The sequence below is a fragment of the Streptomyces sp. NPDC055239 genome, from assembly GCF_053606205.1.
In genome coordinates this window covers 95,428-122,338 of the sequence record NZ_JBSGRD010000003.1, presented here as the reverse complement: position 1 = coordinate 122,338, position 26,911 = coordinate 95,428, and the positions used below count along the sequence as shown (strand labels likewise).

The window sequence follows — 26,911 nt, the reverse complement described above, 5'->3', positions numbered from 1 at the left end:
CCCCTCATACATCCCCTCTCATCTATCCCCCTCCCCGATCAGTCCCTCAGGAATCCGCTGTCCTCGGACCGGTCCCGGCAGGCAGAATCCGCGCATGGCCCCGCCCGAGAAGACCGCAGCCCGCTATCTGCTCTCCGACCTCGACCCCCTGCCGTATCCGCGGCGCATGAGGGAGATCGCCGACAGCGCCGGGGACTTCGCGCGGCGCGGCGCGCTGCGGTCCGTCCTGGAGGAGCTGGAGAGCGGCGGCCCCTACGAGCGCGGCGTCGCCATCGTGCTGGCCTGCGCGGGCCGGGACACCGAGTGGACCGGAGCGCGGATCGCCGACCCGGACTCCTTCGTGCGGCTGCACGCGCTGCGTGTCGCGGAGAGCCACGGGGTGCCGGACGCCGCGTTCGAAGCCGCGCTCGACGATGCTCCCGAGGTGGTGCGGCGGCAGTTGCTGCGGGCGATCGTCGCCGGGCGCCGCACCGCGCTCGCCGATCGCGTCATCCGCCCGCTGCGGCGCGAGTGGGGCGACACGGAGGCGGCCAGGCTGCTGCCCGGCTGCTCAGGACCTGTGGTGGAGACGCTGCTGCCGGGGCTCTTTCATGCCGTACGGGGGTGGCGTCCGCTGGCGAAGCGGCATGCGGGCGTGCTGCTCGACGTGGCGAGGCGCCAGCTCGGCGCACTGCCGGAGGCCCTGTGGGACGGGTGGTGGCAGCGGTACGGGGCCGGGGTCGCGGCGGCCGCGGATGCGGAGCCGTCGCGGGTGCTCGACCTGCTCGACCAGTTCGCTCCCCGTGCCTTTCCTCATCAACTCCGTTCACGTCTGCGCGTCTTGGCCGACGCGGACCCGGGGCGCGTCCTCCGGATCCTCACCGGGCCCTGGGGGTGGCCGCTGCGACGAAGCGGTGCGCTCACGCGGTCCGTGCTGCGCAGGCTCGCCCGCTCGGGCGCGCCCGAACTCCTCGACTACGCCCGTGCCGCCGCCGCCGATTCCACCGACCTCGCCCGGCTGATGCTCGCGCACGCGCCCGCCGAGCGTGCCGCCGTCCACGCGCGTGCCGTCGAGGGGCGCGGCGCGGGGTTCGCCGCCGTCGACGGGGTCATCCTCGGTGCGCTGCCCCGCAGTGCCGTTGCCGACGAGGCGCGGCGGATGGCCGAGCGGGCCAAGGGGCTTGGCGGGCACTGGAGTTCCGTACTGCTCGCCGAGTCGTTCCTGCCCTGCGCAGAGGTGCGCGAGCGGCTCGTGGCGGCGACCCGGCGGCCCGCCGCCGATGACCGTGCCGAGGCGTGGCCGCTGCTCATCCGCAATGCCGCCCGCTCCGGGGAACAAGCCCAAGTCACCTCCGTACTGCAGGAGATGCTCCGGCTCGCGAACGAGCAGGATCCGGTGCGGGCCGCCGCCCTGTCCGCCCTCGCCGAGACCCGGCCCGCCCTCTTCGGGGCCGACGCCGAAGAGTTCCTCGACCGGATCTGCGCGTACGCCGTCGCGGCCCGCGACTCCTCGCGCGACACCCGCGGCAGCCTCAGCCGCCTGGCGATCGCCGTCCTGCGCGAACATGCGGCGGGCGGACAGCGGGAGTTGGTCAACTGGGCGCTGCGCACGCTCGTCCGGATCTCCGGCAGCACCGGCGGCGCCGACCTCGGACGCCTCGACCACACCCTGCGCCGTGGCCAGGAGCACGACGTGTTCGACGCGCTGCGCCCCTGGATCGAGGCGGGCGCGGAGAAGGCCGACTACAGCCTCGTCTTCGCCCTCGCCCGCGCGGTCGGCCGACGCGCCGCCGGTATGCCGGAGTTGCAGGAACTCCTGTGGCAGGCCATCCGCTACGGCAGCAACGCGACCGTGTCGCGGGCGGTCGCACTCTGGCTCGGGCCGTCCGCGACCCGCGACGAGCGCGTTGCCCGTGTCCTGGCGCAGGAGCCGTCGACGGGCGTGCTCGCCCCGGTCTGCTCGGTGCTGTGCGCCCGCCGCACGGACCTGCTCGACCAACTCCTCTCCGGTACGCCGCCGTACGGGAGGTTCCTGACCAAGGGCGCCGCCTGGACGGTGCCGGCCGACGCCTGGCAGATCCGTCGCTGGCTGCCGCGTCAACAGGAGGCACTTGCCGGGCAGTTGGCGCAGGCCGGCGGTGACGCAGGTCTTCCGCAGTGGGAGCGCGCCGCGGCGATCGCGCGCGGCGCGGGCATTCCCGGCGCGGGGGAGGACCTTGTCCGCCACTGGGCCCGATCGCCCGACACCGTGCTCGCCGAGGCGGCCATCGGCGCCCTCGCCCGCACCTCGCATCCGGGGGACGAACTGCCCGAACTGCTCGCGCACGCGGGCGGCGAGCGGGCGCGGGTCGCTGTGTACGCGGCGACGCAGGCGTCACGGCACGCCCCGCCGTCCCGGCTCGCGGCGCTGCTGCGGGAGGTCCTGTGCGGTCCGGGCAAGAAGGTCACAAGCCGCAAGGAGGCCGCGCGCCTTGCCGCGGTGCGACTGCCCGCACCCGAGGCTGCGGCGCTCCTGTGCGACGCCTACGAGGCGCCGGACGCCCACCGTGACGTACGGGCGGCGTGTGTGGCCTTCGCGGGCGGGCTGCTCGGCGAGGAGCGGGTGTGGGGCCTGTTGACTGACGCGGCCGGGGGTGAGGCGGTGCTGCGGACGGCTGTGCTGCGGGTGCGGCCGCTCGACCTGGCGCAGGGGTATCGGGAACGGTACGCGCGTCTCGTACGCGAGGTGGTGGGCACGGACGACGACGAGGCGGCGGGTCCGGCGCTCGCCGCACTGGCATGGTGGGCCCCCTGGTCGCTGGACGCGGCTTCGGTCCTCGCGGAGGCCGTCGCGGACCTCGATCGACGGGCCACGTGGCAGGTGGCGGCGCGCGGGCTCGTGACGGCGGCGGCGACCGCGCCACGCGGGGGCGACGCGCTGTGCGGGGCCCTCGCGGCGCTCGCGGGCCCGGATGCGGCCGCGACGCCGGACGCGCCGGACCGGGATCTGCCCGCTCGGCGGCGGATCGAGTACCTGGCGCGGACGCTGGCCGACGCGGGCGAGGTGTACAGGACCGCTGCCCTGCGGGCGGGCGAGCTCCTCGCCGGGTACGGGGATTTCGTGCCGCAGGCCGCGGAGATCCTGGCGGGCGCGGTGACTCTGGACGCCGCTCCCGAGGAGGTGGGGGCAGGCCTGTCGCGGCTCGCGCTGCTGCACGAGGGGCGCCCGGCACTGGCGGTACGGACGGCCGAGACGCTGGGTTCGCGCCTCTCCGAGGCCGAGGGCCAGACGGCGCCGCTGCTGCCGGTGGCGCACCACCTCGCGGAGGACGGCGCGCACGCGTCCGGTCTCTTCGCCGTGGCGACGGTGGAGTCGCTGGGGGAGCGGACGGACTGGGCGACCCCGTGGCGGAACCTGCTGAGGTCCCTGCGGGGCCACGGCGTCCCGGATGTCAGGGACGCGGCACTGGCGGTTTCTACGTCGTACGAGTGAGTGCGGGGTCACCGGTGGGTGGACGGTTCGGGGCCCACCCACCCGGCAGCCCGCAGGGCAGGGTGCCTACTTCCCCCGCGCGGCCATCCGCGCCTTGCGAGCAGCGAGCTTCTCGTCGAACTTGGAGGCCTCGGTGTCGAGCCCGTTCATGTACAGGCCGAGCTCCTCCTGCGCCTTGAGACCCTCGGGACCGAGCCCGCCGATCTCCATCACCTTCAGGTAGCGAAGGACGGGCTGGATCACGTCGTCGTGGTGGATGCGCATGTTGTAGATCTCGCCGATCGCCATCTGCGCGGCGGCCCGCTCGAAGCCGGGCATGCCGTGTCCGGGCATCCGGAAGTCGACGACGACATCGCGCACGGACTGCATGGTGAGGTCGGGGGCGAGCTCGAAGGCCGCACCCAGGAGGTTGCGGTAGAAGACCATGTGCAGGTTCTCGTCGGTGGCGATCCGCGCCAGCATCCGGTCGCAGACCGGGTCGCCGGACTGGTGACCCGTGTTGCGGTGCGAGACGCGGGTCGCGAGCTCCTGGAAGGCCACGTACGCCACCGAGTGCAGCATCGAGTGCCGGTTGTCGGACTCGAAGCCCTCGGCCATGTGCGCCATGCGGAACTGCTCGAGCTTGTCCGGGTCCACGGCGCGCGAGGCGAGGAGGTAGTCGCGCATCACGATGCCGTGGCGGCCCTCCTCGGCGGTCCAGCGGTGCACCCAGGTGCCCCAGGCGCCGTCGCGGCCGAAGAGCGAGGCGATCTCGTGGTGGTAGCTGGGGAGGTTGTCCTCGGTCAGGAGGTTGACGACGAGGGCGATCTTGCCGATGTCGGTCACCTTGGACTGCTCGGGCTCCCAGGCCTGGCCGTCCTCGAAGTAGCCGGGGAAGTTCCGGGCGTCGGAGAACGGCACGTACTCGTGCGGCATCCAGTCCTTGGCCACCTTCATGTGGCGGTTGAGCTCCTTCTCGACCACTTCTTCCAGGGCGAACAGCAACCGGGCGTCGGTCCAGTCTTCCGTGCTGCCGAGATGAGGAGAGGTGATCGTCACGGGGGCTCCAGGGGGACGGGAGTTTTTTTACGGATTACGTGCGTAGGGGTTACGCGGTAGCACGAGCGGGTGCTACCTACCTACGGTGTCGTAGGTTACGTTGCCGTAGGTTAAGCCCTCCGTAAAGTGGCTGAGAAGTCGGGACCCAGTGGCCCCTCTCGCCCCATTCGTCCCAGAGCTGGTCACGCGTACAGCTCGCGGAGCCGTACTGAGAGGCATGTCACACAGCCTTCGAGCTTCTCGAATTCGCTGATGTCCACTATCACCGGATCGAAACCGAGGCCGTCGAGCAGCTCCGCACTCTTCGGCGCACTCGCCGCAAGTAGCAGTTTCGAGCCACCGAGCAGCACCACGTGCGCCCCCGACTCCTCGGGAACCGGCAGGAAGCGCGGGAAGAGCGAGGGTGTGTCCACGAACGGCGGGTGGCCGATGACGGTGCCGTCGGGCAGCGCCGTCACCGCCGACTTCAGATGCAGGACCTTGGTCACGGGGACGGCCACGACCCGCGCCCCCAGCGGCTCGAAGACGGCCCGCAGCTGCCGGACCCCGTCGGCGTTCGTGCGCCCGCCGCGCCCCACGTAGATCGTGTCGTCGACCTTGAGGACGTCGCCGCCGTCCAGCGTGCCCGGCTCCCACACCCAGTTCACGGAGGCGCCGAGCCGGGCCACCGCCTCCTCCACCGCCGCTGTCTCCGCGCGCCGCGACTCGGCGCCGGGACGGGCGATCAGCGCCACGTTGCGGAAGACGACGACGGCGTCCTCGATGAAGACCGCGTCCGGGCAGTCGTCGGCGGGCTCCACCTCGACCGTGTCCCAGCCGTGCGCCCGCAGCGCCTCTGCGTACGCCACCCACTGGTCGAAGGCGAGACCCGCGTCGACCGGGGTCCGCTCTACATGCGTGACCAGGCCCTCGGCGATGCGCGGTCCTGGCCGGCGGATCAGCGCTTTCCTGCTGGGCACGGGATGTTCTCCGTAGGGGTTCAGCGGCGGGGGGTGCCCCGCCCGGCTGCGCGCCGGGCCGGGATGCTGCCGCACATCATGCAGCGTGCAAGGGGTCCAGGCCCAGGCCCCGCCGCAGATGAATGGCCGTGAACGACCCCTCCGCGTCGATCAGCTGCCCCGGAGTGCCCTCGAAGACGACCCGGCCGCCGTGCTTGCCGCCGTCGGGGCCGAGGTCGATCACCCAGTCCGCGTGCTTGACGACCTCCAGGTTGTGCTCGACGACGATCACGGTGTTCCCCGCGTCGACGAGCCGGTCCAGGAGGGCGAGCAGGCCGTCCACGTCGGCCATGTGCAGACCGGTCGTCGGCTCGTCGAGGACGTACGTCGTGCCGGTGCGGTGCAGCTGCGTGGCGAGCTTGATGCGCTGGCGCTCGCCGCCCGACAGGGTGCTCAGCGGCTGCCCGAGCGTCAGGTAGGTGAGCCCGACGTCGCGCAGGGCCCGCAGGCGTCGGCGTACCGCCGTGTCGTCGACGGCGGCCAGGAAGTCCAGGGCGCGCTCGGCCGTCATGTCGAGCACGTCGGCGACGGAACTGCCGCCGACGGTGAGGCGGAGCACCTCCTCCTTGAAGCGGCGCCCCTCGCACGCCTCACAGGTCGTCGTGACCGGATCCATGAACGCGAGGTCGCTGTGGATGACCCCGCGGCCCTCGCAGCTCTCGCACGCGCCAGTGGAGTTGAAGCTGAAGAGCCCCGCCTCCTCGCCGGTCTCCCGCGCGAAGAGCTTGCGCAGCGAGTCCATGATCCCGAGGTACGTCGCCGGGGTCGACCGGCCCGAGATGCCGATGCCCGACTGGTCGACGACCACGGCGTCCGGGTGCTCGGCGACGAACGCCCGCGACACCAGCGTGCTCTTGCCCGAGCCCGCGACGCCCGTCACCGCCGTGAGCACCCCTGTCGGCACGCGCACACTGACGTCCTTGAGGTTGTGCAGGTCGGCGCCCTTGACCCACCGGCCGCCGATGGCCTCGCGCGGGTTCTCCTTGATGCCCGTGGCGCGCCGCAGGTGCCGCCCGGTGAGCGTGTCCGCGCGGCGCAGCTCGTCCGGCGTCCCCGCGAAGACGACCAGGCCGCCGCCCGTACCCGCCGCGGGTCCCATGTCGACGACGTGGTCGGCGACGGCGATCACATCGGGGTCGTGCTCGACGACCAGGACGGTGTTCCCCTTGTCGCGCAGGCGGAGCAGCAGGTCGTTGAGCCGCCCCACGTCACGCGGGTGCAGACCGACGCTCGGCTCGTCGAAGATGTACGTCATGCCGGTCAGGCTCGAGCCGAGGTGCCGCACCGTCTTCAGGCGCTGGCCCTCGCCGCCGGACAGCGTGGACGTCTCGCGGCCGAGGCTGAGGTAGCCGAGGCCGATCGCCTCGATCCGCTCGAGGGCCGCCACGGCCGCCGCCGCGATCGGCCCGGCCACCGGGTCGTCGATCCGCTCCAGGGCGCCGATGAGGTCGGTGACCTCCATGCGCGAGCAGTCGGCGATGTTCCTGCCGTCGATGCGGGTGGCGAGCGCCGCCGCGTTGAGCCGCGCCCCGTCGCAGCCGCCGCACCTGCCCTCGACGAGGAAGCGCTGCACCAGGTCGCGGGTCTTCTGGGTGAGCGTCGACAGGTCGCGGTTGAGGTAGAGCCGCTCGAAGCGGTCGGCGAGCCCTTCGTAGTCGATGTCCCGCGCGCCGCCGGTGTTGTCGACGCTGACCTTGCCGCTGGTCCGGGCGCCGCGCATCAGGAACTGCCGTTCGGCTTCGGTGAATCGCCCCACCGGCTTGTGCGTGTCCAGGTCGGGGGTGTTGGTGTACGTCTGGCCCTGCCAGGTCCCCGCGGCGAACGGCGGGAAGAGCACCGCGCCGTCCGCGAGCGACTTCGCGGGGTCCAGGATGCGGTCGTAGTCGGGCCGTACGGTCCTGCCCAGGCCGTGGCACTCGGGACACATGCCCGACGGGTCGTTGAACGAGTACGCGCTCGCGGCACCGGCACTCGGTGTGCCGTGCCGCGAGAACAGCACGCGCATCACCGAGTAGATGTCCGTCATCGTGCCCACCGTGGACCGGGAGTGGCCGCCGATCGGCCGCTGGTCGACGACGATCGCGGGCGAGAGCTCCTCGATGGCGTCCGCGTGCGGCCGCTCGTACTTCGGCAGCCGGTTGCGGACGAACCAGGTGAAGGTCTCGTTCAGCTGGCGCTGCGACTCGACCGCGATCGTGTCGAACACGACCGACGACTTCCCCGACCCCGAGACGCCGGTGAAGACCGTGAGCCGGTCCTTCGGAATGCGCAGGTCCACCTCCTTGAGGTTGTTCTCACGGGCTCCGGTGATCGTGATGTATTGGTGCATACACGCGAAGCTAGGCCAAATACCCGACACCTTCTGTCGTGATTTCCTTCATTTCGCCGTCGAGGAGCAGCCAGCGCGTGATGCCGATCGACTCCAGGAACGGCACGTCGTGACTGGCCACGATCAGCGCCCCTTCGTACGATTCCAGGGCCGTGGCCAGCTGTTTCACGCTCGCCATGTCGAGGTTGTTCGTCGGCTCGTCGAGCATCAGGAGCTGCGGCGCGGGCTCCGCGAGCAGCAGCGCGGCGAGCGCCGCCCTGAACCGTTCGCCGCCCGACAGGGTCGCCGCGAGCTGATCCGCCCGCGCCCCCTTGAACAGGAAGCGGGCGAGACGGGCCCGGATCCTGTTGTTGGTGGCGTCGGGCGCGAAGCGCGCCACGTTCTCGGCGACGGAGAGATCCTCGTCGAGCACGTCGAGGCGCTGCGGCAGAAAACGCAGCGGGACATGCGCGAGCGCCTCTCCTTCCACGGCGTCCAGCTCTCCGGCGATGGTGCGCAGGAGCGTGGTCTTGCCCGCGCCGTTGCGGCCGACCAGCGCGATCCGTTCAGGACCGCGCAGCTCGAACTCGCCCCGCACACGCGCCCCGTAGCGCAAGGACAGGTTGGACAGGGTGAGCACGGTGCGGCCGGGCGGGACGGCGGTGAACGGCAGGTCGACGCGGATCTCGTCGTCGTCCCGCACCGCATCGACGGCGTCGTCGAGGCGCTCCTTGGCCTCGCTGAGCTTCTCCTCGTGCATGATGCGGTGCTTGCCCGCGGACACCTGGGCCTGGCGCTTGCGCTCGCTCATGATGACCTTGGGCTCGCGCTTGGTGTCCCACATCTTCTGGCCGTACCGCTTGCGCCGGGCCAACTTGACCTGAGCGTCGGCGAGTTCGCGTTTCTGCTTCTTCAGGTCGGACTCGGCGACGCGCACCATGCGCTCCGCCGCCTCCTGTTCGGCGGCCAGCGCCTCCTCGTACGCGGTGAAGTTGCCTCCGTACCACTTGACCTCTCCGTCCCGCAGATCGGCGATCTGGTCGACCAGATCGAGGAGTTCACGGTCGTGGCTGACCACGATCAGAACGCCGGACCAGGCGTCGACGGCCGAGCAGAGGCGCCGACGGGCGTACAGGTCGAGGTTGTTGGTGGGTTCGTCGAGGAGGAGTACGTCGGGGCGGCGAAGGAGCAGCGCGGCCAGGCGAAGCAGCACGGACTCGCCGCCCGACACCTCCCCGATGGTGCGGTCGAGGCCGATGTGCCCCAGGCCGAGCTGATCGAGGGTCGCGGCGGCGCGCTCCTCCACGTCCCAGTCGTCGCCGACCGTCGTGAAGTGCTCATCGGCCACATCGCCCGCCTCAATGGCGTGCAAGGCGGCGCGAGTCGCCGCGATGCCGAGCACCTCGTCAACGCGCAGACCGGTGTCGAGGGTGACGTTCTGCGGCAGATACCCGATGTCACCCGCGACGCGGACCGCGCCCTCGCTCGGCCTGAGCTCACCGGCGATCAGCTTCAACAGGGTTGATTTTCCCGAGCCGTTGACGCCGATGAGGCCGGTCCTGCCGGGACCGAAGGCCGCCTGGAGTCCGTCGAAGACACCGGTGCCGTCAGGCCAGGTGAAGTCGAGCGACGTACACGTGATGGAAGTGGGGGCAGTAGACATGTGGTCCTCGCGGTTGCGTGAGATGAAGCGCGGTCAGGGGCAACGCGTTTCGGAACACCGCGAGGTGCGACAGCAGGACGGAGCAGGGTCGTCTCAGGAGGCGAGGGCAGAAAAATGGGCCCTGTGCCGAGGGACGGCTCGAACGCCGAGGTCGCACGCTACGCACACGGACGAGCCGTGTGACGCGGTGACTCCAGACCTCAGACGAGCAACGTCCTACTCCTATCGGCGACAACAGAACCGATATACACCGTACGGTGCGACCCCACCGCCGTCAACGACTTATCGTGACCGCGAACAAGGAGGCCCCATGCCCTACGGCTCGCTCTCGCTGCCGGACCGGATCTTCCTGCTGGCCTGGGACACCGACCGGAACAAGATCACCGGCGCCCCCGACCTGCACCTCGCGGTGCGTGCCTGCGCGCTCGCGGAGCTGGCCCAGCGCGGGCTCGTCTCGGACGTGGACGGCATCGTCACCCCTGTCTTCGGCGCGCGCACCGGCGACGCGGTGCTCGACGGCGTCCTGGAACTCATCGAGGAGTCCAGGCCCCGCAAATGGCGCGGCTGGATCACGCACAAGGCCCGCGACACACGGGACGGGGTGCGCGACCAACTGGCGTCCGAAGGCTATCTGCGGACGGAGCGCACCCGGGTCTTCGGGATCTTCCCCTCCCGGCGGTACGAGCTCGAGCGCGCCGGATACGTCGAGGTCCTGCACGCCGAGGTGCTCGCGGTCCTGCGCGGCCCTGTGCCGGTGTCCGAGGTTCCCGTCGGCGACGCGGCCCTGGTCGTGTGCGCGGCGACGGGCAAGCTGCGCGGCGTCATCTCGCGCAAGGACCGCAGGGAGTACGGGGACCGGCTCGACGCGCTCACCGACCGCAGCGGGGCCACGGCTCCACAACTGCCGGAGGTGATGCGGGGGTTGCGCAAGGCGCTCGCGTCGGCGGTGGCGTCGGCGGAGGACGCGAGGTCCGGCGGCGGGGGCGGTTGAGGGGACCGGAGGAGGCCGGAGGGGCGGCCCGCTGCACGAACGTATACGGACGTACATGGCGGATTTTCGCCAGCTCCTGTTCACACGACGCTGGTTGAGTGTCCGTATGACGACGACGAGTCTTCGCGATCACGCCCTGAAGTTCCGCGCCCTGCACATCCCGGGACGGCCCCTCGTGCTGCCGAACGCCTGGGACGTGGCGAGCGCCCGCATCATCGAGGCCGCCGGAGCCGCGGCCGTCGCCACCACCAGCGCCGGTGTCGCATGGGACCTCGGCGCCGCGGACGGCGACCGGCTCGGCAGGGACCGCGCGCTCGGCGCGGTCGCCCGGATCGCGGCCGCGGTCGGAGTGCCGGTGACCGCCGACATCGAGAGCGGCTACGCGGCTGACCCGGCCGGCGTCGCCCAGACGGCGGCGGAGGTGCTCGCCGCTGGCGCCGTCGGCGTGAACATCGAGGACGCGCTGTACGAGGGTGACGCGCCGCTGCGCACGGTCGCGGGCCAGGCGGAGCGTATCGCGGCGGCCCGCGCGGCTGCCGACGCGGCGGACGTGCCGCTGTTCATCAACGCGCGCATCGACACGTATCTGCGGGGAGTGGGGGAGGGGGCGGACCGCGTCGACCTGACCCTGGAGCGGGCGGCCGCGTACCTCGCCGCTGGAGCGGACGGGATCTTCGTGCCGGGGGCCGTGGACCCGGGGACGGTGAAGGCGCTCGTCGCGGGCGTCGGAGGGCCGCTCAACGTGATGGCGGGGCCCGGTGCGCCGTCGGTCGCGGAGTTCGCCGGTCTGGGCGTGGCGCGGATCAGCGTGGGCGCGGGTCTGGCGCAGGCCGCACACGCCGTCGTGCGCGAGGCCGCGCGTGAACTGCTCGCCGAGGGGACGTACGCGTCCCTGGCGGGAGGGCTCGACTACGGGGAACTGAACTCGCTGCTTGCGCAGTGATGTCGCGGGCGGCGGCTCAGCAGGCGTCCCGCATCAGATCGGCGAGGTCCTGGTCGAGATCGACGTGCAGATGCTCGTCGCCGGTGGGCACCAGGTCCATGGTGCGCTGCAGGAAGCGGCGCATCTCGCCGGTGCGGATGTGGACGATCGCGGTGCCCTCGGGGGCGTGGAACTCCACGACCGTGCGGTCGAAGCCGTACGGCCGCACGCGTACGTCGCCGTCGCCCACCGCCCGCTCCATGCCCTGGGCGAGCAGCTCGCGGGCGAAGGTCCAGTAGACCTCGACGCCCTCCAGGGTCGCCGGGGCGGGGAAACTCATCCGGACGGCGAACGGATCACTCCGGTCGTAGTGCAGCGTCGCGGGAATGGTCGACATCCGCGGTGCGGCGGCGACGAGGCGGGCCTCTACGGCTTGCTCGATGTTGGTGGACAACGCCTGCTCCCTCACTGACAGCTGGATGACTCGGATCTGGATGACTCGCGTCGGTACTTGCATAGACGTCGGAATGACGGAATCCGTGCACGCGAACACAGAGTGACCTCGGTCACCGCGTGCTCTTCACTGTCTTCACAGAACCCCCCGAAGAAATCATGCGTTCCGGTGGTAACTTCGCCCGCCATGAGGTCTCTGGGGAAGACGAGATGGTCGCGGTCCGTGGGGCGTGCGGTGTCGGTGGGGCTGTGCGGGGCGGCTCTCGCCGCGACGGCACTGGTCGTGCCAGGGCTTGCGCAGGCGGCTCCGAGGGCCCCGGAGAGCGGTTCGCAGCGAGGCGGTGGCTGGGATCTCAAGGACAGCGGCTCCGACGCGCGCTTCCGCGGTCTCGCCGCCGTCGGTCACGACACCGCCTGGGTGGCCGGCACGAAAGGCACCGTGCTGCGCACCTCGGACGGCGGCGGAAGCTGGCGGAACGTCTCTCCGCCCGGAGCCGCGGAACTGGAGTTCCGCGACATCGAGGCGTTCGACGGCCGCCGCGCGGTGGTCCTGGCCATCGGTGAGGGCGAGGCTTCGCGGGTCTTTCGCACGACGGACGGCGGAGCGACCTGGACGGAGTCCTTCCGCAACACCGACCCCAAGGCCTTCTACGACTGCATGACGTTCTTCGACCGGAGCCACGGCCTGGCGATGAGCGACCCGGTGGACGGCAAGTACCGCATCCTGTCCACCGCCGACGGCGGCCGCTCCTGGAAGGTCCTGCCGAGCAAGGGCATGCCCGCCGCCCAGGAGGGCGAGTCGGGCTTCGCCGCGAGCGGTCAGTGCCTGGTGAGCTCCGGATCCCGCGACGTGTGGCTGGCCACCGGCGGGGCGGCGCGGGCGCGGATCCTGCACTCCGCCGACCGCGGCCGCACCTGGACTGCCACCGACGCGCCGATCCCCGCGGGCGACCCGGCGCGCGGCGTCTTCGGCCTCGCCTTCCGCGACCGTACGCACGGCATCGCGGTCGGCGGCGACTACCGCGCCGACCAGCCGTCACCGAAGGCCGCGGCCACCACCGGGGACGGCGGCCGCACCTGGACGACGGCCACCGAGCCCCCGCCCGCCTACCGGTCCGGGGTGGCCTGGCTGCCGGGGAGCCGCCGTGGCGCGCTCGCGGTCGGGCCGACCGGTACGGACGTCACGTCGGACGGCGGGCGCAGCTGGCGGACGGTCGACCCGGGGTCGTACGACACCGTGGACTGCACGCGGGTCCTGACCTGCTGGGCGTCCGGCGAGAAGGGCCGGATCGCGCGCTGGGAGCGGGACCAGTAACTGCGGGCTAGGGCAGTTCCTGCCGGTAGGGGGCGAGTTCCGGGGCCGTCTTCGTGGCGATGAACTCGGTGATGCGGTACTCGCAGACCTCCGCGAGCACGAAGGGGTCGCTCGCCGCGATCCTCTCGATCGCCGCACGGTCGTCCGCCACGGCCAGGATCACGCCGCCGTCGCGCGGATTCTTGCGCCCCGACGCGATGAAGACGCCCTGCGCGTAGAGCTGGTCGAGCCAGGCGACGTGGGCCTGAAGCTCCTTGTCGACGGCGGACACGGGAGCGGTGTAGGTCAATTCGAGAACGAACATGATCGCGAGGCTACCGCCGCGGCACGCAGGGCGTGGCCGCGGTCCGGGGTGTTCGCTTTATCCTGATCGTTCAGCCGGTCGCTCCATGGGGCGACTTCTTGGCGCGTGACCGCCCCATTTCTGCCGGGAGTTCGCTTTGCTGTACAGGAAGACCGCTTCGCGCGTCGCCGCGCCCGTGGCCGTGCTCGCCCTCGCGCTGACCGCCTGCGGGGGCGGCGGCGACAAGGACTCCGCGGGCACGTCGAAGGGCGGGGTGCGCGCCACCGGCGAGAGCGCCACCGGCGAGGCGAACGAGGGGCTCGTCTCCGTCGTCTACGACGTCACCGCGCAGAAGGTCGACCTTGGCACGGAGGCCGAGACCGCGAAGATGGTGGCGGAGCCCAAACTGGCCAAGGGCCTGATCCCGGCCGTCGCCCACGTGAAGTACACGCACGAATCAGGACCGACCCTCACCCAGAGCCCGCGCGCCAGCCAACCGGCCAGGATCTGGGCGGACGGCAAGCGCGGAACCCTGATCGTCGGAGCGTCCGACCACACGCCGGGCTGCGAGGCCCCCTCGTCCATCAAGGACTGGAAGCAGGGCGAGACCCACGTCATGTGCGAGACCTACCTGGTCCCCAAGGACACGAAGAACCTCGAGGTCCACTGGTCCCAGGAGAACGGCGAGCCGTTCATCTGGAAGTTCGCGGCGACCAAGTGAGGGCTTCCCACGCGCCCGCCGACTGGCCCACCGACGAGCCGGCCGCCCGCGCCCTCCAGGACGGACTCCGCGCCCGGGTCGTGCTCGACGAAGAGGGCCCACGGCCGGGCGCCGGGCATGTCACGGGAGTGGACGTCGCCTACGACGACGAGCGTGACGTCGTCGCCGCGGCGCTCGTCGTCCTGGACGCCGCGACACTCGACGTCGTCGAGGAGGCGACCGCGGTGGGCCGCGTGTCCTTCCCGTACGTGCCGGGCCTGCTCGCCTTCCGTGAGATCCCCACCGTCCTCGCCGCCCTGGAGAAGCTCGAAGCCGATCCGGGCCTCGTCGTCTGCGACGGCTACGGCATCGCGCACCCCCGCAGGTTCGGCCTCGCGAGCCACCTCGGCGTCCTCACGGGCCTGCCCACGATCGGCGTTGCCAAGAACCCCTTCACGTTCACGTACGAGGCTCCGGGCGCCCCGCGGGCGAGCACGGCCCCGCTCCTGGACGGAGCGGAGGAGATCGGCCGCGCCCTGCGCACCCGCGAGGACGTCAAGCCGGTCTTCGTCTCCGTCGGTCACCGCGTGAGCCTGGACAACGCCTGCGCCCACACGCTCCGCCTGACGCCGCGCTACCGCCTCCCGGAGTCGACGCGCCGCGCGGACGCCCTGTGCCGCGCGGCCCTGCGGGAGGCGACCGCCAACGCGGCTAACGCGACGCCGCCACCCGGAACCTGAGCCCCGCCGCCGTCAGCCGCTCGGTCAGCGCGTCGCCCATCGCCACGGCGGTGGTCAGCTGCCCGGCCACCGGCGGCAAGTCGTCGAGCGCCAGACACAGCGCCGCCTCGCCCAGCATCTTCGCCGTCTCGTCGTACCCCGGATCCCCGCCGGAGACCTCCGTGTACACGCGCTTTCCGCCGCCCTCGCCGACGAAGCGCACGGAGAACCAGCTGTCGGCACGCCGCTGCTCGCTGGGTCCGTCACCCGGCTTCATCCGGGACGACAACCACCGCCGGGCGGGCGGCAGTTGCGCCGCGGCCACCAGACCGCTGACGGCCGCCGCGCCTCCCAGGGCGAACGGCAGGGACTTCACGGCCGCGTAGTGGCGGTAGCGGAAGTCGGGCCCGTAGCGTTCGAGCGCCCGCGCCGAGCGCTGCACCACCTGCGGGTCGATGGTGGGCAGGGGAAGGGCCCAGGCGCCGACCTCGCCCGCGTACCGGGGCGCGCTCGGCGGCGCGTACGCCTTGCGGCCCGCCAGGCGCGGCTCGTGCCGTCGCCGGTCCCGCGCGGCGGCCAGCATCTGCGGCCCCCGGGAGAGCTGGGTGAGCGTGGAGGCGAACGTACCCCCGGAGAACGTCGCGTTGCTGCGCACGAACCCGTCGACGCGCAGCGGCACACCCTCCGGAAGCTGCCGCACAGTGAAGTACGCGCCCAGGTCGTGCGGGACCGAGTCGAAGCCGCAGGAGTGCACGAGCCGTGCGCCCGTCTCCCGGGCACGGGCGTCGTGCCGCACGTACATGAGGTCGACGAACTCCGGCTCACCGGTGAGGTCCACGTAGTCCGTGCCCGCCTCCGCGCACGCGGCGACGAGCTCCTGGCCGTACGTGAGATAGGGGCCGACGGTCGTGGCCACCACGCGCGCGTGGCGGGCCATTTCCCGCAGGGACGCGGGGTCCGCCACGTCCGCGCGGACGAGGTCGAGCTTCGCGCACGCCGGATGGGCGTCGGCGAGCCGCTCCCGCAGCCGCTCCAGCTTCCCGGTGTCACGTCCCGCGATCGCCCAGCGCAGCCCGTCGGGCGCGTGCGCGGCGAGGTACTCCGCGGTGAGCACGCCGACGAAACCGGTCGCTCCGAAGAGGACGATGTCGTACGTGCGGTCCGCCGCAGGCTCCTTGTCGCTGCCGCCGTTGTCGTTGCCGTTGCCGTTCTGACTGGTCATGGCACCTCTCTGCCGTGCGCCGCGCGCCGATGTCGGGGGCCGAGGCTAGCGTGCGGAGCGGATGCCGCCGCGCGGCCCGTCCCCCGATTTGTCTAAGCGCTTGCTTGCTAGGGTCTTGTGCGGAGTGGAACACGTTCTTAGCATCACTGGTGTTACATCAGTTGTGTCATAGCGCTGGGGGCTCAATGGCAGTGCCGGGCAAGAACGTTCACGGACCGCTCGCAGGGGTGCGCGTGGTCGAGCTGGCGGGCATCGGCCCCGGCCCGTTCGCGGCCATGCTCCTGGCCGACCTCGGGGCCGATGTCGTACGGGTCGACCGGCCGGGCGGCGGCACTCTCGCCGTCAATCCCGAGTACGACGTCACCAACCGCAACAAGCGCTCCGTGATCGTCGACCTCAAGGCGGCCGACGGCGCCGACCGCGTCCTCGACCTCGTCGACCGCGCCGACGTCCTCATCGAGGGCTACCGCCCCGGCGTCGCCGAGCGCCTGGGCATCGGGCCCCTCACCTGTCACGCCCGCAACCCGAGGCTCGTCTACGGACGGATGACCGGCTGGGGACAGGAGGGGCCGCTCGCCCAGCGCGCAGGGCACGACATCGCGTACATCGCGATCACCGGCACCCTCGGCATGATCGGCAACCCCGGCGAGCCGCCCACCGTCCCCGCGAACCTCGTCGGCGACTACGCGGGCGGCTCGCTCTACCTCGTCGTCGGCATCCTCGCGGCCCTGCACCACGCGCGCGAGCACGGCACGGGCCAGGTCGTGGACGCCGCGATCGTCGACGGCACCGCACACCTCACGTCGATGATCCACGGCATGCTCGCGGCCGGTGGCTGGCAGGACAGGCGCGGCGCCAACCTCCTGGACGGCGGCTGCCCGTTCTACGGCAACTACGAGACCGCCGACGGCGGGTACATGGCCGTCGGCGCCCTTGAGCAGCAGTTCTACGACGAGTTCATCGAGCTCCTCGGTCTGACGGGCCAGGCGCCCGCGCGCAAGGACCTCGCGCGCTGGGGCGAGCTGCGCGAGGCCGTCGCCACCCGGTTCAAGTCGCGGACGCGCGAGGAGTGGACGGCCGTCTTCGAGGGCTCCGACGCGTGCGTGGCACCCGTGCTCTCGTTGTCCGAGGCCCCCGATCACCCCCATCTCGCCGCCCGCGGCACCTTCGTCGACCACGGCGGCATCACCCAGCCCGCCCCCGCGCCGCGCTTCTCCGCGACCCCGACGGACGTCCGCGGCGGCCCCGCACAACCGGGCGCGGACACCGAGGACGTGGCCCGCGACTGGGACGTACCGGCCCTTCGGGGCACCACCACGAAGGAAGACAGCTGATGGAGATCTCCGCACCTCTCGCCTACGCGGGCGATCCGCGGCAGGCCGCCGACGACGTGGCCGCCCTGGAGGCCGCCGGTCTGGACGCCGTCTGGGTCGCGGAGGCCTACGGCTTCGACTCGCCCACCATCATGGGCTACCTGGCCGCGCGCACCGAGCGTATGAAGATCGGCGCCGGGATCCTCAACGTCTACTCGCGCACCCCCGCCCTCATCGCCCAGACGGCCGCCGGACTCGACGCGATCTCCGGCGGGCGGGCGATCATCGGGCTCGGCGCATCGGGGCCGCAGGTCGTCGAGGGCTGGCACGGAAAGCCGTACGACAAGCCCCTCGCCCGCACCCGCGAGGCCATCGAGCTGACCCGCCGCATCCTGCGCCGCGAGGTCATCGACCACCACGGCATCACGGACATGCCGCTGCCCGAGGAGAAGGGCGGCAAGCTGGGCAAGCCGCTCAAGATCCTCACCAGGCCGGTCCGCTCCGAAGTGCCCCTCTACGTAGCCTCGCTCGGCCCCGCCAACGTACGTATGACCGCCGAGATCGCCGACGGCTGGCTGCCCACCCTGTTCATCCCGGAGAAGGCCCACCAGGTGTGGGGCGCTTCGCTCGCCGAGGGCAAGGAGAAGCGCGATCCGGCGCTCGGACCGTTGCAGACGGTCGCGGGAGGGCTGCTCGCCATCGGTGACGACGCGGCCGCCGCACGGGATTTGGCCCGGCCTCAAATCGCCCTCTACGTAGGCGGCATGGGTGCTCCGGGGAAGAACTTCTACAACGACCTCGCGGTCGCGTACGGCTACGAGGAGGAGGCCGCGCGCATCCAGGAGCTGTATCTCTCGGGAAAGAAGAAGGAAGCGGAGGCCGCCGTCCCGGACGAGTTCTGCGAGCTCATGTCGCTGTGCGGGCCTAAGAGCTACGTCCGTGAGCGCGTCGAGGCCTTCCGCGAGGCGGGCGTCACCATGCTCAACGTCATTCCCGTCGGCCCCGAGCCGGCCAAGTCGATCGAGACCGTCAAGGGCTGGCTCTAGAACTCCAGGAGGCCGTACGTGAAGCGACAGATCTTCTCCGCCGAACACGAGGCGTTCCGCGAGACCGTCCGCACCTTCCTGACGAAGGAGGTGGTGCCCCACTACGAAGAGTGGGAGAAGGACGGGATCGTCAGCCGTGACGCCTGGCTCGCCGCTGGCAAGCAGGGACTGCTCGGCCTCGCCGTGCCCGAGGAGTACGGAGGCGGCGGGAACGCCGACTTCCGCTACAGCGCCGTCCTCGCCGAGGAGTTCACCCGCGCGGGCGCGGCCGGGCTCGCGCTCGGCCTGCACAACGACATCATCGGCCCGTATCTGACCTCCCTCGCCACCGAGGATCAGAAGCGGCGCTGGCTGCCCGGCTTCTGCTCCGGCGAGATCATCACGGCCATCGCGATGACCGAGCCGGGCGCTGGCTCCGACCTCCAGGGCATCCGCACCACCGCCGTCGACCAGGGTGATCACTGGCTGCTCAACGGCTCCAAGACGTTCATCTCGAACGGCATCCTCGCCGACCTCGTCATCGTCGTCGCCAAGACCTCGCAGGAAGGCGGCGCGAAGGGCCTGTCCCTCCTGGTCGTCGAGCGCGGCACCGACGGCTTCGAGCGGGGCCGCAACCTCGACAAGATCGGCCAGAAGTCCCAGGACACCGCCGAACTGTTCTTCAACGACGTACGCGTCCCCAAGGAGAACCTCCTCGGCGAGCTCGACGGCGCCTTCATCCACCTGATGACGAACCTCGCCCAGGAGCGCATGGGCATCGCCGTCGCCGGGATCGCCGCCGCCGAGCACCTCCTGGAGATCACCACGACGTACGTCAAGGAGCGCGAGGCCTTCGGGCGCCCGCTCTCCAAGCTCCAGCACATCCGCTTCGAGATCGCCGAGATGGCGACCGAGTGCGCGGTCACCCGGACCTTCCTCGACCGCTGCATCGTCGATCACTCGAACGGCGAGCTCGACGCCGTGCACGCGTCGATGGCCAAGTGGTGGGCCACCGAACTGCAGAAGCGCGTCGCCGACCGCTGCCTGCAACTGCACGGCGGATACGGCTACATGACCGAGTACCGCGTGGCCAAGGCCTTCACCGACGGCCGCATCCAGACGATCTACGGAGGCACGACCGAGATCATGAAGGAGATCATCGGCCGCTCCCTGCTCGCCTGACCCTCACCTTCGAAGTTCTTTTTTGCGAAAGGCAGCTGTCTTGACCACCGAAGCGTACGTATACGACGCGATCCGCACCCCGCGCGGACGCGGCAAGGCCAATGGCGCCCTGCACGGCACCAAGCCGATCGACCTCGTCGTCGGCCTGATCCACGAGATCCGGGCACGGTTCCCCGACCTGGACCCGGCGGCCGTCGACGACATCGTCCTCGGCGTCGTCGGCCCCGTTGGTGACCAGGGCTCCGACATCGCGCGGATCGCGGCCATCGCCGCCGGACTGCCCGACACGGTCGCCGGCGTCCAGGAGAACCGCTTCTGCGCGTCGGGTCTCGAAGCCGTCAACATGGCCGCGATGAAGGTGCGTTCGGGCTGGGAGGACCTCGTCCTCGCGGGCGGCGTCGAGTCGATGTCGCGCGTCCCGATGGCCTCGGACGGCGGCGCCTGGTTCGCCGACCCGATGACCAACTACGAGACGGGCTTCGTGCCGCAGGGCATCGGCGCCGACCTGATCGCCACGGTGGAGGGCTACTCCCGGCGTGACGTCGACGAGTACGCGGCCCTGTCCCAGGAGCGCGCGGCGGCGGCCTGGAAGGACAACCGCTTCGAGAAGTCCGTCGTGCCGGTGAAGGACCGCAGCGGCCTGGTCGTCCTGGACCACGACGAGTACATGCGCCCCGGCACCACCGCCGACTCGCTCGGCAAGCTGAAGCCTTCCTTCAAGGACATCGGCGACCTCGGCGGGTTCGACGCCGTCGCGCTGCAGAAGTACCACTGGATCGAGAAGATCGAGCACGTCCACCACGCGGGCAACTCCTCCGGCATCGTGGACGGCGCCGCGCTCGTGGCCATCGGCACCAAGGAGGTCGGCGAGCGCTACGGCCTCGCCCCGCGCGCCCGGATCGTCTCCGCGGCAGTCTCGGGCTCCGAGCCGACCATCATGCTCACCGGGCCCGCCCCCGCCGCCCGCAAGGCGCTCGCCAAGGCGGGTCTGACCATCGACGACATCGACCTCGTCGAGATCAACGAGGCCTTCGCGGCCGTCGTCCTGCGCTTCGTCAAGGACATGGGCCTGTCCCTGGACAAGGTCAACGTCAACGGCGGCGCGATCGCGTTGGGCCATCCCCTGGGCGCGACCGGGGCGATGATCCTGGGCACGCTGGTCGATGAGCTGGAGCGTCAGGACAAGCGGTACGGGCTCGCCACGTTGTGCGTCGGCGGAGGCATGGGTATCGCCACGATCGTGGAACGGGTGTAGCGCCGCGGGGCTGTCATATGACGCCGACTGCGGGTGCGTCGTGGTTGCTCGCGCAGTTCCCCGCGCCCCTGAAGGCGTGCGGCTTCGCCGCTGCCTTCCCCGGTGCGCGCCCCTGAGATGGCGCACGCAGTGCGCATCTCAGGGGCGCGGGGAACTGCGCGACCAGCCCCCACCGGCGTCACGTCGGCAACGAAACGGCACCACCCTCCCCGGATCCCGCCCGGGCCCCTCAGACTTCACGGAGAGCGCATCATGACGCAGAGCACCACTATCCGCTGGGAAATGGACGCCACCGGCATCCTCACCCTCGTCCTCGACGACCCCAACCAGTCCGCGAACACCATGAACCAGGGGTTCAAGGACTCCATCGCGGCGATCGCCGAGCGCGCGGAGGCCGAGAAGGACTCCATCCGCGGCATCATCTACACCTCCGCCAAGAAGACCTTCTTCGCGGGCGGCGACCTGAAGGACATGATGCAGGCAGGGCCCGAGAACGCGCAGGACGCGTTCCAGGCGGGCGTCGCCATCAAGGGCTCCCTGCGCCGCATCGAGACCCTGGGCAAGCCGGTCGTCGCCGCCATCAACGGCGCGGCCCTGGGCGGCGGCTACGAGATCGCCCTCGCAAGCCACCACCGCGTCGCGCTCGACGCACCGGGCTCCAAGATCGGCCTGCCCGAGGTCACCCTGGGCCTGCTCCCGGCGGGCGGCGGCGTGACCCGCACCGTGCGCCTCATGGGCATCGCGGACGCGCTCCTCAAGGTGCTCCTCCAGGGCACCCAGTACTCCCCGAAGCGCGCCCTGGAGAACGGCCTCGTCCACGAAGTGGCGGCCACCCGCGAAGAGATGATCGAGAAGGCCCGCGCCTTCATCGACGCCAACCCCGAGTCGCAGCAGCCCTGGGACAAGCCCGGCTACCGCATCCCCGGCGGCACCCCCGCCAACCCCAAGTTCGCGGCGAACCTGCCCGCCTTCCCCGCCAACCTCAAGAAGCAGACGAACGGCGCCCCCTACCCGGCCCCGCGCAACATCCTCGCGGCCGCCGTCGAGGGCTCCCAGGTCGACTTCGAGACCGCGCTGACCATCGAGGCCCGGTACTTCACCGAGCTGGTCACGGGCCAGACCGCGAAGAACATGATCCAGGCGTTCTTCTTCGACCTCCAGGCCGTCAACTCCGGCGCCAACAGGCCCAAGGGCATCGAGGCACGTCCGGTCCGCAAGGCCGCCGTCCTCGGCGCGGGGATGATGGGCGCGGGCATCGCCTACTCGTGCGCCCGTGCGGGCATCGAGGTCGTCCTCAAGGACGTCTCCGCCGAGGCCGCCGCCAAGGGCAAGGCCTACTCCGAGAAGCTGTGCGCCAAGGCGGTGCAGCGAGGACGTACGACCCAGGAGAAGGCCGACGCGCTGCTCGCCCGCATCACGCCGACCGCCGACCCGCAGGACCTCGCGGGCTGCGACGCCGTGATCGAGGCCGTCTTCGAGGACACCTCGCTCAAGCACAAGGTGTTCCAGGAGATCCAGGACGTCATCGAGCCGGACGCGCTGCTCTGCTCCAACACCTCGACGCTGCCGATCACCCAGCTCGCCGAGGGCGTCACGCGGCCCGTCGACTTCATCGGCCTGCACTTCTTCTCGCCCGTCGACAAGATGCCGCTCGTCGAGATCATCAAGGGCGAGCGGACCGGGGAAGAGGCGCTCGCCCGCGCCTTCGACCTCGTACGCCAGATCAACAAGACGCCGATCGTCGTCAACGACTCGCGCGGCTTCTTCACCTCGCGCGTGATCGGGCACTTCATCAACGAAGGCGTCGCGATGGTCGGCGAGGGCATCGAGCCCGCGTCCGTCGAGCAGGCCGCGGCCCAGGCGGGCTACCCGGCGAAGGTCCTCTCCCTGATGGACGAGCTGACCCTCACCCTGCCGCGCAAGATCCGCAACGAGACGAAGCGCGCTGTGGAGGAGGCAGGCGGCACCTGGGCCGGACACCCGTCGGACTCCGTCATCGACCGCATGGTCGACGAGTTCGAGCGCCCCGGCAGGAGCGGGGGAGCGGGCTTCTACGAGTACGTGGACGGCAAGCGCGCCGGTCTCTGGCCGGGCCTGCGCGAGCACTTCACCAAGCCGGGCACGGAGATCCCCTTCGAGGACATGCAGGAGCGCATGCTCTTCTCCGAGGCGCTCGACACCGTGCGCCTGGTGGAGGAGGGCGTCCTGACCTCCGTCGCGGACGCCAACATCGGCTCCATCTTCGGCATCGGCTTCCCCGGCTGGACCGGTGGCGTGCTCCAGTACATCAACGGCTACGAAGGCGGCCTTCCCGGGTTCGTGGCTCGCGCGCGCGAGCTGGCCGACCGCTACGGGGAGCGGTTCACGCCGCCCGCGCTGCTTGTCGAGAAGGCGCAGAACGGCGAGAAGTTCAGCGACAACTGACGCTCGGCACCCGCGGTTCCGTCCTCTCCGGGGCGGAACCGCAGGTCTTCGCCCCCGCGTCGTATCCTCCCGTAGAGCATGATCACGACAAACGGAGGATGTACCGCTGTGCGGTTCACAACTGGGGGAACGACGCGAGCAGTCGGCGTCGGAGTGCTGGTCCTCTCGCTGGCCCTGACGGGCTGCGGGGGCAAGAAGAAGAACAAGAAGCACAAGTCGCGTTCGGGGTCGTCGCACAGCCGCACCATCGGCGGCGTGACCGGCGGATCCGCCGCCAAGGGCGCCGGTTCGGCGAGCGGTGCCAGGGACGCCGAGGCGATCCTGCCGCCCGCCGACACGATGCCGGCCGCCCTGCGAACCGTCAGCACCGAGCTGCACAGCCGCGCCAAGGCGCCCTCCGTGTGCAAGGACCCGGGCGGCAAGTGCAAGGGCGCCGTCGCCAACGGGCAGGTCGGCTACCACAGCAGCGATCAGGCCGAGGGCGCGAGTTACGACCTCATCGTGTACCGCAACGACAGGGCGGCCCAGCGCGCCTTCGAGGCCTGGGACAGCTACGTGCGGGGCGACAAGCGCGAGCTGAAGGTCGTCGATGGGCCGCGGCAGGGCGCCGACAGCGTTGCCTTCGGGTTCACGGGACCGGCGCGCAAGAACACCCGGGAGATCGTCATCCTCCAGGGCAAGTTCGTCGCCACGCTGAAGCTCCGGGACAACTCCGGGCCCGCGTACGCCACGAAGGACCTGGGCGTTCTCGCGGACGTCTACGCCAAGCGGCTGCTGCAGGCCTCGCAGGGCGAGACGCCGACCGCCACCGCGGCCGACGCCAGGGTGTAGCACGGGGCCGGTGAGTGGCTCAGCTCTCCTTGAGCCACTCCCGCAGCTCCTCCTTGAGGGAACGCTGGAACGCCGTCACCAGGGCCTGCACCACCATGGGCTGCATATGGGCCGAGAGGGACCGCATCGCCGCCACGTGCTCCGGGTCCGACTCCCGCTCGCGGTAAGGGCCCCACACCTCGTCACGGAAGAGCCGGGACAGCTCGACGGCCGCCGAGCGGGTGTGCTCCATCAGGACCGTGCGCGCCGCCAGGATCGTCTCGTGCGCGATGGGTACGTCGAGCAGTTCCACGCCCAGGCGCAGCAGCCCCGGGTCGACGCGGTACGCCCCCGGGAACTCCGTCGGCGTGACGACGCCCATCGCCGAGAGCCGCTCCAGGTCCGCGTCGGTGAGCGGGCGCCCCGCCCTGCGCTCCAGCTCCGCGCGGTCGGTGTCCTCGGCCGCGTCGGGGGCCCAGGAGGCCACCACCGCACGGTGGATGGCGAGATCGTGGGCGCTCAGGTCGTCCGGCAGCTGTTCCAGGTACCGCTCGATCGCGGCCAGCGTCATGCCCTGGTGCTGCAACTCCTCGATGAGCCCGAGCCGGGACAGATGCTCCTCGCCGTAGTGACCTACCCGGCGCGGGCCGATCACGGGCGGCGGGAGCAGACCCTTGGTGCTGTAGAAGCGGATGGTGCGGACGGTGACGCCCGCGCGCGCGGCCAGTTCGTCGACCGTGAGCGTCGGCTCGTCGGTGTCCGACGTCGTCGTCATCGTCATGGCAGCGCATCGCCTCCCCAGTTGTGCCCCGTGCACCAGCGGTCGTGCACCGATGGTTGTGCACCGATCAGGTGCAACAGTATTGCTGTCTCACCACTGTTGTGAAAGCGTCCCGGCCAGTCACTTGCTTCGTCGATGACGCCAGGAGGCGGTCATGACCACGATCCTGCGACTCCCCGGGGAACCCGCCGACATCACGCTCCCCGCCCTGCTGCTGCGCAACGCCGAGGACCACGGCGAGCGCCCCGCACTCTCCTGGCGCACCACCCCCGAAGGGGAGTGGACGACACTGACCTGGCGCGAAGCACGCCGCAAGGCCTCCGTTCTGGCCGCCGGGTTCACGGCGCTCGGTGTGCGGCGCGGCGAACACGTCCTCATGATGATGGGCAACCGCCCCGAACACTGGCTGAGCGATCTCGCCCTCGTGCATCTCGGCGCGGTCCCCGTCACCGTGTACGGCACATCGGCCGCCGAGCAGATCGCGCACATCGCCAGACACAGCCGCGCCCGCTTCGCGATCGTCGAGGGCGCCCGCGAACTCGCCCGCTGGGAGCCCCTCCTGACGGACGAGGAGGTCCCGCTGGAGCGCCTGGTGGTCGTCGATGCGGCCGACGCGGGCCCGCACCGCACGTACGGCTCCCTGCACGCCACAGGCAGCCGCCTCTTCGCCCCTGACGCCTTCGAGAAGGCCTGGCGCGAGTCCCGGGCCGACGATCCGCTCACCGTCGTCTACACGTCGGGCACCACCGGTGACCCCAAGGGCGTGCGCATCACCCACCGCAACGTCGTCCTCAACGGCGTCGCCCTGGACGCCGTCGTCGAACTCCCCGACTTCGTGGACCACATCAGCTACCTCCCCTTCGCCCACGTCGCGGAGCGCATGCTCGGCATCTACCTGCCGGTGTTCCGCGCCGCGCACGTGTACCTGTGCGCGGATCCGACCGCCGTCGCCGCGACCGCGCGCGAGCTGAGGCCCGCGCAGTTCTTCGGGGTCCCGCGCGTGTGGGAGAAGCTCGCCGCGTCCGTAAGGGCCGCGCTCGCCGGACTGCCGGAGCAGCAGCGGGAGGCGATCGAGGCGGCGAACGAGACGACACGCGCGCGCGTGGAGTACGTCGAGCGCGGCGAGGACCCGCCTGCCGACCTGGAGAGGGCGTATCGCGAGGCCAAGGAGAAGACCCTCGACCCGCTGCTCTCCCTGGCCGGATTCGACCGACTGGTGTGGACCGCGAGCGCGGCGGCGTCGATGCCGCCGGACGTCGTGCGCTTCTGGTCGGGCTTCGGCATCGTGATCATGGACGCGTGGGGTCTGACGGAGACGACCGGCGTCGTCACCATCAACACCCCGGGCGCCTTCCGGCTCGGCTCGGTGGGCAAGCCCCTGGACGGCCTGGAGGTCCGCACCACCGACGACGGCGAGATCCTGGTGCGCGGCGCGACGGTCTTCGACGGCTATCTCCTGCCCGACGGCTCCATCGAGTCGGCCTGCGACGCGGACGGCTGGTTCGCCACCGGCGACGTCGGGCGGATCGACGAGGACGGCTTCCTCTGGCTCACCGACCGCAAGAAGGAACTGATCGTGACCTCGACGGGCAAGAACGTCTCGCCCGTACTCGTCGAGAACACCCTCAAGGAGCACCCCCTCATAGGCCAGGCCCTCGTCCACGGCGACGGCCGCTCCTACCTGGTGGCGCTGCTCGTCCTGGACGCGGAGATGGCCCCTGTGTGGGCCGCCGCCCGGGGGATCACCGGCGACCTGACGGCGAGCGATGCCGTGCGGGAGGAGGTCGCGCGAGCCGTCGACGCGGCCAACGCACGCCTCAACCGCACCGAGCAGATCAAGCGCTACCGGCTCCTGGGGGAGGAGTGGGGCCCCGAGACCGGGGAGCTGACACCTTCACTGAAGCTGCGCCGCAGGGTCATCCGGGAGAAGTACGGGGACGCCATCGACGGGCTGTACACGCAGTGACGCACCCAGTGATCCACTGGCTCTACACCCTGTGATCATCGTGTGTACACCCCCCGCCCGCCATGTGAGAAGTTCCGCTATGTGACGTGTGC

At 71.1% G+C, this 26,911-nt stretch carries 21 protein-coding genes; 13 read left to right on the top strand and 8 right to left on the bottom strand.

All coding sequences use genetic code 11. The features are described 5' to 3' along the window. Positions 1-94: 94 nt before the first annotated feature. Positions 95-3,451: a hypothetical protein gene (locus ACWFRJ_RS11515; protein WP_453527510.1), complete on the top strand. Its 3,357-nt coding sequence runs from the start codon at positions 95-97 to the stop codon at positions 3,449-3,451. A gap of 66 nt (positions 3,452-3,517) precedes the next feature. Here ACWFRJ_RS11515 and ACWFRJ_RS11510 read toward each other — a convergent pair whose 3' ends face one another. The 4 genes from ACWFRJ_RS11510 to ACWFRJ_RS11495 all read right to left on the bottom strand — a co-directional run bounded on the left by ACWFRJ_RS11510 (position 3,518) and on the right by ACWFRJ_RS11495 (position 9,458). Next, the gene (locus ACWFRJ_RS11510) at positions 3,518-4,489 is read right to left on the bottom strand and encodes an acyl-ACP desaturase (RefSeq protein ID WP_383273124.1); all 972 of its coding nucleotides are present in this window, start codon (positions 4,487-4,489) and stop codon (positions 3,518-3,520) included. 182 nt (positions 4,490-4,671) lie between these two features. Next, the gene (ddaH, locus tag ACWFRJ_RS11505) at positions 4,672-5,448 is read right to left on the bottom strand and encodes a dimethylargininase (RefSeq protein WP_453527507.1); all 777 of its coding nucleotides are present in this window, start codon (positions 5,446-5,448) and stop codon (positions 4,672-4,674) included. 76 nt (positions 5,449-5,524) lie between these two features. Further along, on the bottom strand, positions 5,525-7,816 hold the full coding sequence (locus tag ACWFRJ_RS11500) for an ATP-binding cassette domain-containing protein (RefSeq protein WP_453527504.1): 2,292 nt from the start codon (positions 7,814-7,816) through the stop codon (positions 5,525-5,527). 10 nt (positions 7,817-7,826) lie between these two features. Continuing rightward, on the bottom strand, positions 7,827-9,458 hold the full coding sequence (locus ACWFRJ_RS11495; protein WP_453527501.1) for an ABC-F family ATP-binding cassette domain-containing protein: 1,632 nt from the start codon (positions 9,456-9,458) through the stop codon (positions 7,827-7,829). A gap of 310 nt (positions 9,459-9,768) precedes the next feature. Between ACWFRJ_RS11495 and ACWFRJ_RS11490 the strand changes: the two genes are divergently transcribed. Together ACWFRJ_RS11490 and ACWFRJ_RS11485 are read left to right on the top strand one after the other, a co-directional pair. Continuing rightward, positions 9,769-10,449 carry a GOLPH3/VPS74 family protein gene (locus ACWFRJ_RS11490; RefSeq protein ID WP_453527498.1) on the top strand — a complete coding sequence of 227 codons (681 nt, stop codon included), beginning with the start codon at positions 9,769-9,771 and terminating at the stop codon, positions 10,447-10,449. A 106-nt stretch (positions 10,450-10,555) separates the two neighbouring features. Continuing rightward, positions 10,556-11,392: an isocitrate lyase/PEP mutase family protein gene (locus ACWFRJ_RS11485; RefSeq protein WP_453527495.1), complete on the top strand. Its 837-nt coding sequence runs from the start codon at positions 10,556-10,558 to the stop codon at positions 11,390-11,392. 16 nt (positions 11,393-11,408) lie between these two features. Here the strand turns inward: ACWFRJ_RS11485 and ACWFRJ_RS11480 are convergent, their stop codons facing one another. After that, entirely contained in the window at positions 11,409-11,825 is a 417-nt protein-coding gene (locus tag ACWFRJ_RS11480; protein ID WP_453527493.1) for an SsgA family sporulation/cell division regulator, read from the bottom strand. 186 nt (positions 11,826-12,011) lie between these two features. Between ACWFRJ_RS11480 and ACWFRJ_RS11475 the strand changes: the two genes are divergently transcribed. Continuing rightward, complete coding sequence (locus tag ACWFRJ_RS11475; protein WP_453527490.1) at positions 12,012-13,139, top strand: WD40/YVTN/BNR-like repeat-containing protein; 1,128 nt, start codon at positions 12,012-12,014, stop codon at positions 13,137-13,139. Positions 13,140-13,146: 7 nt separating this feature from the next. Here the strand turns inward: ACWFRJ_RS11475 and ACWFRJ_RS11470 are convergent, their stop codons facing one another. Next, the gene (locus tag ACWFRJ_RS11470) at positions 13,147-13,443 is read right to left on the bottom strand and encodes a YciI family protein (protein WP_453527488.1); all 297 of its coding nucleotides are present in this window, start codon (positions 13,441-13,443) and stop codon (positions 13,147-13,149) included. A gap of 136 nt (positions 13,444-13,579) precedes the next feature. Here ACWFRJ_RS11470 and ACWFRJ_RS11465 point away from each other — a divergent pair, with 136 nt between their 5' ends. Together ACWFRJ_RS11465 and nfi are read left to right on the top strand one after the other, a co-directional pair. Then, entirely contained in the window at positions 13,580-14,143 is a 564-nt protein-coding gene (locus ACWFRJ_RS11465) for a hypothetical protein (protein WP_453527485.1), read from the top strand. Beyond that, entirely contained in the window at positions 14,140-14,862 is a 723-nt protein-coding gene (gene nfi, locus ACWFRJ_RS11460) for a deoxyribonuclease V (RefSeq protein ID WP_453527482.1), read from the top strand. Before ACWFRJ_RS11465 ends, nfi begins: the two co-directional genes overlap by 4 nt. On the opposite strand, the gene ACWFRJ_RS11455 is transcribed toward nfi, so the two are convergent. Further along, positions 14,834-16,063 carry a saccharopine dehydrogenase family protein gene (locus ACWFRJ_RS11455; RefSeq protein ID WP_453527479.1) on the bottom strand — a complete coding sequence of 410 codons (1,230 nt, stop codon included), beginning with the start codon at positions 16,061-16,063 and terminating at the stop codon, positions 14,834-14,836. The genes nfi and ACWFRJ_RS11455 overlap by 29 nt on opposite strands. Positions 16,064-16,248: 185 nt before the next feature. On the opposite strand from ACWFRJ_RS11455, the gene ACWFRJ_RS11450 reads away from it, so the two are divergent. The 6 genes from ACWFRJ_RS11450 (at position 16,249) to ACWFRJ_RS11425 (ending at position 24,093) form a co-directional block, all read left to right on the top strand. Then, positions 16,249-17,397, top strand: a complete 1,149-nt coding sequence (locus ACWFRJ_RS11450) for a CaiB/BaiF CoA transferase family protein (RefSeq protein WP_453527474.1) — start codon at positions 16,249-16,251, stop codon at positions 17,395-17,397. Next, entirely contained in the window at positions 17,397-18,422 is a 1,026-nt protein-coding gene (locus tag ACWFRJ_RS11445) for an LLM class F420-dependent oxidoreductase (RefSeq protein WP_453527471.1), read from the top strand. Before ACWFRJ_RS11450 ends, ACWFRJ_RS11445 begins: the two co-directional genes overlap by 1 nt. A gap of 18 nt (positions 18,423-18,440) precedes the next feature. Continuing rightward, entirely contained in the window at positions 18,441-19,583 is a 1,143-nt protein-coding gene (locus ACWFRJ_RS11440; RefSeq protein WP_453527468.1) for an acyl-CoA dehydrogenase family protein, read from the top strand. Positions 19,584-19,623: 40 nt separating this feature from the next. Then, positions 19,624-20,838: an acetyl-CoA C-acetyltransferase gene (locus tag ACWFRJ_RS11435; protein ID WP_453527465.1), complete on the top strand. Its 1,215-nt coding sequence runs from the start codon at positions 19,624-19,626 to the stop codon at positions 20,836-20,838. Positions 20,839-21,090: 252 nt separating this feature from the next. Further along, positions 21,091-23,262, top strand: a complete 2,172-nt coding sequence (locus ACWFRJ_RS11430) for a 3-hydroxyacyl-CoA dehydrogenase NAD-binding domain-containing protein (RefSeq protein WP_453527462.1) — start codon at positions 21,091-21,093, stop codon at positions 23,260-23,262. A gap of 108 nt (positions 23,263-23,370) precedes the next feature. Further along, a complete protein-coding gene (locus ACWFRJ_RS11425) occupies positions 23,371-24,093 on the top strand; it encodes a hypothetical protein (protein ID WP_453527459.1) in 723 nt (240 codons plus the stop codon). 19 nt (positions 24,094-24,112) lie between these two features. On the opposite strand, the gene ACWFRJ_RS11420 is transcribed toward ACWFRJ_RS11425, so the two are convergent. Further along, the gene (locus tag ACWFRJ_RS11420) at positions 24,113-24,847 is read right to left on the bottom strand and encodes a MerR family transcriptional regulator (RefSeq protein WP_453529572.1); all 735 of its coding nucleotides are present in this window, start codon (positions 24,845-24,847) and stop codon (positions 24,113-24,115) included. 160 nt (positions 24,848-25,007) lie between these two features. On the opposite strand from ACWFRJ_RS11420, the gene ACWFRJ_RS11415 reads away from it, so the two are divergent. Further along, a complete protein-coding gene (locus tag ACWFRJ_RS11415; RefSeq protein ID WP_453527456.1) occupies positions 25,008-26,819 on the top strand; it encodes an AMP-dependent synthetase/ligase in 1,812 nt (603 codons plus the stop codon). The last annotated feature ends 92 nt before the right edge of the window (positions 26,820-26,911 follow it).

Bases quoted from the DNA above. Each gene is read 5' to 3' on its own strand.
- ACWFRJ_RS11515 (WP_453527510.1), top strand. From the start codon at position 95: ATGGCCCCGCCCGAGAAGACCGCAGCCCGCTATCTGCTCTCCGACCTC.
- ACWFRJ_RS11500 (WP_453527504.1), bottom strand. From the start codon at position 7,816: ATGCACCAATACATCACGATCACCGGAGCCCGTGAGAACAACCTCAAG.
- ACWFRJ_RS11495 (WP_453527501.1), bottom strand. From the start codon at position 9,458: ATGTCTACTGCCCCCACTTCCATCACGTGTACGTCGCTCGACTTCACC.
- ACWFRJ_RS11490 (WP_453527498.1), top strand. From the start codon at position 9,769: ATGCCCTACGGCTCGCTCTCGCTGCCGGACCGGATCTTCCTGCTGGCC.
- ACWFRJ_RS11485 (WP_453527495.1), top strand. From the start codon at position 10,556: ATGACGACGACGAGTCTTCGCGATCACGCCCTGAAGTTCCGCGCCCTG.
- ACWFRJ_RS11475 (WP_453527490.1), top strand. From the start codon at position 12,012: ATGAGGTCTCTGGGGAAGACGAGATGGTCGCGGTCCGTGGGGCGTGCG.
- ACWFRJ_RS11470 (WP_453527488.1), bottom strand. From the start codon at position 13,443: ATGTTCGTTCTCGAATTGACCTACACCGCTCCCGTGTCCGCCGTCGAC.
- ACWFRJ_RS11455 (WP_453527479.1), bottom strand. From the start codon at position 16,063: ATGACCAGTCAGAACGGCAACGGCAACGACAACGGCGGCAGCGACAAG.
- ACWFRJ_RS11450 (WP_453527474.1), top strand. From the start codon at position 16,249: ATGGCAGTGCCGGGCAAGAACGTTCACGGACCGCTCGCAGGGGTGCGC.
- ACWFRJ_RS11445 (WP_453527471.1), top strand. From the start codon at position 17,397: ATGGAGATCTCCGCACCTCTCGCCTACGCGGGCGATCCGCGGCAGGCC.
- ACWFRJ_RS11430 (WP_453527462.1), top strand. From the start codon at position 21,091: ATGACGCAGAGCACCACTATCCGCTGGGAAATGGACGCCACCGGCATC.
- ACWFRJ_RS11420 (WP_453529572.1), bottom strand. From the start codon at position 24,847: ATGACGACGACGTCGGACACCGACGAGCCGACGCTCACGGTCGACGAA.
- ACWFRJ_RS11415 (WP_453527456.1), top strand. From the start codon at position 25,008: ATGACCACGATCCTGCGACTCCCCGGGGAACCCGCCGACATCACGCTC.